This is a genomic window from Nostoc sp. 2RC (assembly GCF_014222165.1).
Lineage (GTDB): Bacteria > Cyanobacteriota > Cyanobacteriia > Cyanobacteriales > Nostocaceae > Nostoc > Nostoc linckia.
In genome coordinates this window covers 25,524-32,031 of record NZ_JACKZU010000044.1, presented here as the reverse complement: position 1 = coordinate 32,031, position 6,508 = coordinate 25,524, and the positions used below count along the sequence as shown (strand labels likewise).

The following is a 6,508-nucleotide window of genomic DNA, read 5'->3' as shown; positions in this document are numbered from 1 at the left end:
CTACTGACCTTTACAAAGTACTTGTCGCATTTTCCGCATATTCGCGGGCAATTCAAAGTTCATTGCTTGTTGAATGAAAATTGATGGAATTGGGATATTAGGTGTAGCTTGCACAGTATAAGCGAGTAAAGTGCCATTACCGCAATCTTTGAGTTCTAAATGAGCATCAAAATCCTCAAAAGTTCCTTTTTCCATACGAAATTGGATTTGTTGCCCTAATACTTCTACAACATTGAGGTAAATTTCCACTTGAGCCGTGAAAAACAGAAAGGCTTTTTGTGCTGCTTGGTACAGGCGCTTGACTTCACCGCGATGTATTACTTCGCTTTTGGTAATATCGGGGAAATACTGCACCCAGCGCGGGTAATCGGTTAATTGCTGCCAGACTTGCGATCGCACCATCGGCACATACATCCAAGCTGTGACAGCGCCACCCCATGCTTTGTGCGATCGCGTTTCGACTAAAATTTCACCCTGTACCAGTAACCTTTGCTTGTCTTGACTCCAAGCCATATCTGAACCTGCAATAATTGAACTTAAAATATGAGACGCAGACATAATGATTTCACTAACTCCTCAACTCATCCACCTAAAAATGTTGAAATTCCAAGCCATTAAAACTTGATTCAACCCAACCCACTCAATTTTAGTTCCAGTTTAATACTTGTCCTTTCCGGAAACTGTTATTTTTGGTAATTATTTCAGTCAGTTTACTGGTAAAACTGTATTTCTAAACACAATTAACACAATCAACACTTAAGTAAAAATTTATCAAAGCAATACTCATAAATAAAAAATCAACTTTTTAACAGCTAAAATGGCACAAATACCAAGTAACATCCAGGGTCAAGACTAATTCTAAAAGTTTTCACGGTGGTAACTTGCATCTACCTTAATGAAATTTTAGTAATTAGCCTCTGCGAATTTTTGCGTGTTATTTCTGATTAAACTGAAACTTCATTGTATTTTCATACTGAAATATCAACACTAAGTCCAATGTCTGTTGAATTGAGAGGAAAACTTAAGTGAGTCAATCATCCTTAAACCGTAGATTAATTCAGATTTTCGGAGTTCTTCTGGGTATGAGTTTCGCAGTGTGGATACTCCGAGGCTTTGGGATTCTGACTTTTATTCCGGGTGGAGTGATTTGGCTACTGTTACTGGGGGCGATCGCGATCGCGATTATTAGTTATGCTCAAAGAACTTGGTGGCGTTTTTAATTATTGGGTATGTTGACTGGGAAATTATATTGTCCCCTGTCCCCTGCCCCTCTTGCCTCATCTCCCCATCCTCCCATGCCCCATACTTCTCTGCGAGAGGCTGCGCCAACGACTACGCTCAGTACAAGTGCCCCATGCCCCATGCCCATTTAATTAACCTAGTACCTGCTGATGGAAGCTTCCGAGCTATTAGAAACAATTACACTTTTAATTCATCAAGCCGAGCAGGGGGAAATTGACCCTTGGGATGTGCAAGTAATTGAGGTGATTGACCGTTATATAGAACTGATGGCACCAGAGGCAATCAGGAAAGGCTATGAAACAGACTTGTCTCAATCTGGACAAGCCTTTTTGTCAGCATCAATGCTTGTATTGTTTAAAGCAAATACTTTAATGCAGTTGTCAACAGTAGAAGATGTACAAGATGGTGTACTAGATGATGCTCTATTGACAGATGAAGACGGTGTATACCATCATGGCCCTCGGCTACCATTAGAACGGCAATTGCGTCGTCGTCCAGCAGCCATGCCACCGCCAAAACGCCGGGTAACTCTGCAAGAGTTAATCGAGCAATTGCAAATCATGGCGAACCAGCTAAAACTCGTAGAGAAAACCAGCAAACCTGTACGTCCCAGGCGTCAGCCTAGTATCCAAAGTATGCGGCAGGCTCTAGAGTTGGCTCACCAGGAAAATCTGACAGAAGTGGCTGGAGAACTAGAGCAGGTTTTGAAATTATCGTCAAAAGAACTATGTTTAGAGCAAAATTGGTTGAATTTAGAACAACTTGTAGATTTGTGGACTCACAGGAGCCAATCATCTCAAAATGAGTCTGGACACCACTCTGAACATAGTCATTTAGTTAGCGTTTTTTGGGCGCTATTACTCCTGTCGGCTCAATCTAAAGTAGAGCTGTCTCAAGAGGAATTTTACAATGAGATTAAAGTCCGCTTACTCACAGACTCAGCTAACAATTCCCCAGCTTGTGAGCAACCAATTAACTCAGTAAGCCATAACTAGCTTTAACGATAGTTTAGAGATTTTTGCGTCAGCTTCAAAATCCGAGTAAATTGAAAAGATAAGCGATCGCTTGTCATCTAAGTGTACTTATGGTTGCAATAACTACTAAATTATTGTTATCCCTGTTTCGAGGGATAACTTAGAACAGAAATAAAAATGATGATTAAGTATCACTCAATGAAAGTAAACTGGCTTGTGGTTGAGGAATAAACTTTTATGAAAGCGATGATTCTCGCGGCTGGCAAGGGTACTCGCGTGCGTCCCATTACGTACACTATGCCCAAACCGATGATGCCCATCCTGCAAAAGCCAGTGATGGAGTTCTTGCTGGAACTATTACGCCAACATGGATTTGACCAGATATTGGTCAATGTGAGTCATTTGGCTGAAGAAATAGAAAACTATTTCCGCGATGGTCAGCGGTTTGGGGTACAAATTGCCTATTCTTTTGAAGGGAAAATAGACGACGACGGTAAACTGGTGGGTGAAGCCATTGGTTCGGCTGGAGGAATGCGCCGCATTCAAGACTTTTCACCATTTTTTGATGACACTTTCGTCGTGTTGTGTGGTGATGCTTTGATTGACCTGGATTTAACTGCCGCAGTTAAATGGCATAGAGCTAAAGGATCCATCGCTACTATTATTACGAAATCTGTCCCCAAGGAAGAAGTTTCTAGTTACGGTGTGGTTGTTACTGACGAAGACGGCCGTGTTAAAGCTTTCCAAGAAAAACCATCAACTGAAGAAGCCCTCAGCACCAACATCAACACCGGTATTTATATCTTTGAACCAGAGGTATTTAACTATATCCCCTCTGGCGTTGAATACGACATTGGTGGCCAGTTGTTCCCCAAACTAGTGGAAATCAAAGCTCCCTTTCATGCGATCGCTATGGACTTTGAATGGGTAGATATTGGTAAAGTACCAGACTATTGGCGGGCAATTCGGGGCGTACTATTGGGTGAAATCAAAAATGTACAAATTCCCGGTTATGAAGTCGCCCCTGGAATTTACACTGGCTTAAATGTTGCCGTCAATTGGGACAAAGTGGATATCACAGGCCCAGTTTACATTGGTGGGATGACAAGAATAGAAGACGGAGCAAAAATTGTCGGCCCAGCGATGATAGGCCCCAATTGTTGGATATGTAGTGGCGCAACTGTAGAAAACAGCGTCATTTTTGAATGGTCGCGCCTCGGCCCAGGCGTCCGCCTAGTCGATAAGCTAGTGTTTGGACGTTACTGCGTTGATAAAACTGGCGCTTCAATAGATGTCCAAGCCGCAGCTTTAGACTGGCTGATAACCGATGCTCGTCAAACAGTACCATCCCATACCCCTGTTGAACGACAAGCAATAGAGGAATTACTGGGGACAAGCGCGAATTAAAATAAAAAGTTAGGAGTTAGGAATAAAGTTAGGAGTTAGGAGTTAGGAATAAAGTTAGGAGTTAGGATCTTTATTTTTAACACTTAACTCTTCACTCTTAACTCTTAACTCCTAACTCCTAACTCCTAACTATTTAGATACGTATATCTTCTGAGACTCTGCTCGTAGGTTTGTAGGAGTCGCTGGGATTCCGCTAGAGTGATGCGCTTTTCCTCTAAGGCTTTTTCGCAACGCTGACGGATGTTTTCCACCATATCTTCAGAGTCATATTGAACGTAGCTAACCACTTCACTCATGGTGTCGCCTTTAACTACGTGTTCTATTTGGTAGCCTTTGGGCGTTAATTGGATGTGAACGGCGTTGGTATCGCCAAATAAGTTGTGCAAGTTACCCATGATTTCCTGGTATGCTCCATTGAGAAACATACCCAAGTAATAGGGTTCTCCTGTTTTGTAGGGGTGGAGTTCTAAAACTGATTTGACATCGCGCAAGTCAATAAAGCGGTCTATTTTACCGTCGCTGTCGCAGGTGAGGTCTGCTAAAATTCCCCGGCGCGTTGGTTCTTCGTCCAAGCGGTGGATTGGCATGATGGGGAATAACTGGTCGATCGCCCAACAATCTGGTGCTGATTGAAACACTGACATGTTGACGTAATAGATAGAAGCCATGATTTTTTCTAGGTCTTCCAACTCATCAGGTACGTATTCTTGCTGCCTAGTAATGTTTAAAATCTTATGACAACAAGCCCAGTAGAGACGTTCGGCTTTGGCTCGTTCCCTGAGGCGTAAAATTCCCAAGTTAAAGCGGCTGATGGCTTCTTCTTTGAATTGTGCCGCATCGTGGTAAAGCTCTTGATAATTTTCTTTGTTGATGGATTGGTAGCTTTCCCAGAGGTAATTAATGATTGGGGATTCTCCCTCTTGGGGTGGTTCTGGCGGGTCGAGGGGGACATCACTGGTACTGAGAACGTCGAAAATCAGCACCGACTGATGGGAAGCGATCGCTCGTCCACTTTCACTAATTAGTGTTGGTACGGGAATTTGCCGTTCAGCACAGGTATCTTTTAACTCTGCCACAATATCGTTGGCATAGTTTTGCATATTGTAATTTTTCGATGCGTAGAAGTTGGTTTGGGAACCGTCGTAATCTACACCCAAACCGCCACCGACATCGAGGTATTTCATGTCTGCCCCCAGCATTGCCAATTCTACGTAGATGCGACTGGCTTCTTGGATGGCATCTTTAATGACATTAATGGCAGAAATTTGTGAGCCGATATGGAAGTGCATCAGCTGTAAAGAATCCAGCAGATTAGCTTCCCGTAGCTTGTCAACTGCCTCGATGACCTCAGGCATAGTCAAGCCAAATTTAGCGCGATCGCCACTGGAGGTTCCCCACCGTCCCATACCTTGGGTGCTGAGTTTCGCCCGGACGCCCAAAATCGGCTTAATTCCTAATTGGCGATTGGCTGCAATCACCAAATCCACCTCTTCAATTTGTTCTAGAACAATGATTGGTGTTTGTCCTAGTCTTTGGGCTAACATTGCCGTTTCAATGTATTCCTGGTCTTTATAGCCATTGCAAACTAACAATGCTCCTGGTGTATCCAAGATAGCTAGAGCAATCATTAATTCTGGCTTAGAACCGGCTTCTAAACCAAATTGATGGGGCTTGCCGAATTTGACTAAATCCTCAATCAAATGCCGTTCTTGGTTACATTTGACAGGAAACACGCCACGGTAGACACCAGGGTAGTTGTAACGGGCGATCGCTTTAGCAAAACAAGCGTTCAACCGCTCAATCCGGTCTTCTAAAATATCGGAAAAGCGAATCAGCATGGGTAATCCCAAATTGCGCTGCTTCAAGGCGTTGACTAATTCAAACAAATCTAGAGAACCCCCGCGATCGCCTTTTGGCGCAACGGTAACATGACCAGCAGCATTAATGGAAAAATAAGGTTGTCCCCAACCTTCGATGCGATATAATGTTTCGCTATCCTCAATTTTCCAGGAGCGAGGTAAATCTCCTGTGTTCGTACTTGGTGGTAACAGCTTTTTTTGTTGATTTTTTTTCACTTCGGATTTGTGTCCATTGGACGGTAGTAGTACCACCTCGTCAGATGTAGCAGTTGACTCAACACCCATTTCTTCCTAACCTCTGTGTTTCACCCACGAATTAACAATTTAGCGCATTCGTTTCAGAACCGATATGCACCCAAGGTTAATTTCTGAGATAAACTCTGATTGGTCAAGAGTCATTAGTCATTTGTCATTAGTCATTGGTCATTTGTCAGAAGTGCAAAAGGCTTGAACAATGGACAAAAGACAATGGACAATTGACTAGATAAAAACTTTATTAAGTTTTGGGAGATAGCTTTGGAACGCACATTTTTAGCAATTAAACCAGACGGCGTACAACGCAAATTGGTGGGTGAAATTATTCGTCGCTTTGAAACTAAAGGTTTTACCCTAGTTGGTTTGAAGTTCCTCAAAGTCAGTCGGGAATTAGCCGAACAACATTACGATGTTCACAAAGAACGTCCCTTTTTTGGTAGCCTAGTGGAATTTATTACTTCTGCACCCGTTGTAGCGATGGTGTGGGAAGGAGATGGCGTTGTTGCAGCGGCCAGAAAAATCATTGGTGCAACAAACCCCTTAACAGCCGAACCAGGAACAATTCGCGGCGATTTTGGTGTTAATATCGGCCGCAACCTCATCCACGGTTCCGACGCTCAAGAAACCGCCCAACGAGAAATAGCTCTCTGGTTTAAGGATGAAGAATTAGTCAATTGGCAACCGCATTTAACGTCCTGGTTGCGCGAGTAGGAAGAGGGAAAGAGGACGCGGGGATGGGGAGACGCGGGGACGCGGGGAAAGAAGAAGATG

At 43.3% G+C, this 6,508-nt stretch carries 6 protein-coding genes; 4 read left to right on the top strand and 2 right to left on the bottom strand.

Going from position 1 to position 6,508, the window contains the following annotated elements; genetic code table 11:
* Positions 1 to 558, bottom strand: a complete 558-nt coding sequence (locus tag GNE10_RS07770; RefSeq protein WP_099073001.1) for an SRPBCC family protein — start codon at positions 556 to 558, stop codon at positions 1 to 3.
* A gap of 467 nt (positions 559 to 1,025) precedes the next feature.
* On the opposite strand from GNE10_RS07770, the gene GNE10_RS07765 reads away from it, so the two are divergent.
* The 3 genes from GNE10_RS07765 (at position 1,026) to GNE10_RS07755 (ending at position 3,623) form a co-directional block, all read left to right on the top strand.
* Positions 1,026 to 1,220 carry a hypothetical protein gene (locus GNE10_RS07765; protein WP_099073000.1) on the top strand — a complete coding sequence of 65 codons (195 nt, stop codon included), beginning with the start codon at positions 1,026 to 1,028 and terminating at the stop codon, positions 1,218 to 1,220.
* Between the two features lie 171 nt (positions 1,221 to 1,391).
* Positions 1,392 to 2,237, top strand: a complete 846-nt coding sequence (locus GNE10_RS07760) for a segregation/condensation protein A (RefSeq protein WP_185564356.1) — start codon at positions 1,392 to 1,394, stop codon at positions 2,235 to 2,237.
* Between the two features lie 216 nt (positions 2,238 to 2,453).
* Entirely contained in the window at positions 2,454 to 3,623 is a 1,170-nt protein-coding gene (locus GNE10_RS07755; protein ID WP_185564355.1) for a sugar phosphate nucleotidyltransferase, read from the top strand.
* A gap of 125 nt (positions 3,624 to 3,748) precedes the next feature.
* Here the strand turns inward: GNE10_RS07755 and speA are convergent, their stop codons facing one another.
* Positions 3,749 to 5,767, bottom strand: a complete 2,019-nt coding sequence (speA, locus tag GNE10_RS07750) for a biosynthetic arginine decarboxylase (RefSeq protein WP_185564354.1) — start codon at positions 5,765 to 5,767, stop codon at positions 3,749 to 3,751.
* A gap of 231 nt (positions 5,768 to 5,998) precedes the next feature.
* Here speA and ndk point away from each other — a divergent pair, with 231 nt between their 5' ends.
* Entirely contained in the window at positions 5,999 to 6,448 is a 450-nt protein-coding gene (ndk, locus tag GNE10_RS07745) for a nucleoside-diphosphate kinase (RefSeq protein ID WP_185564353.1), read from the top strand.
* Positions 6,449 to 6,508: the final 60 nt, after the last annotated feature.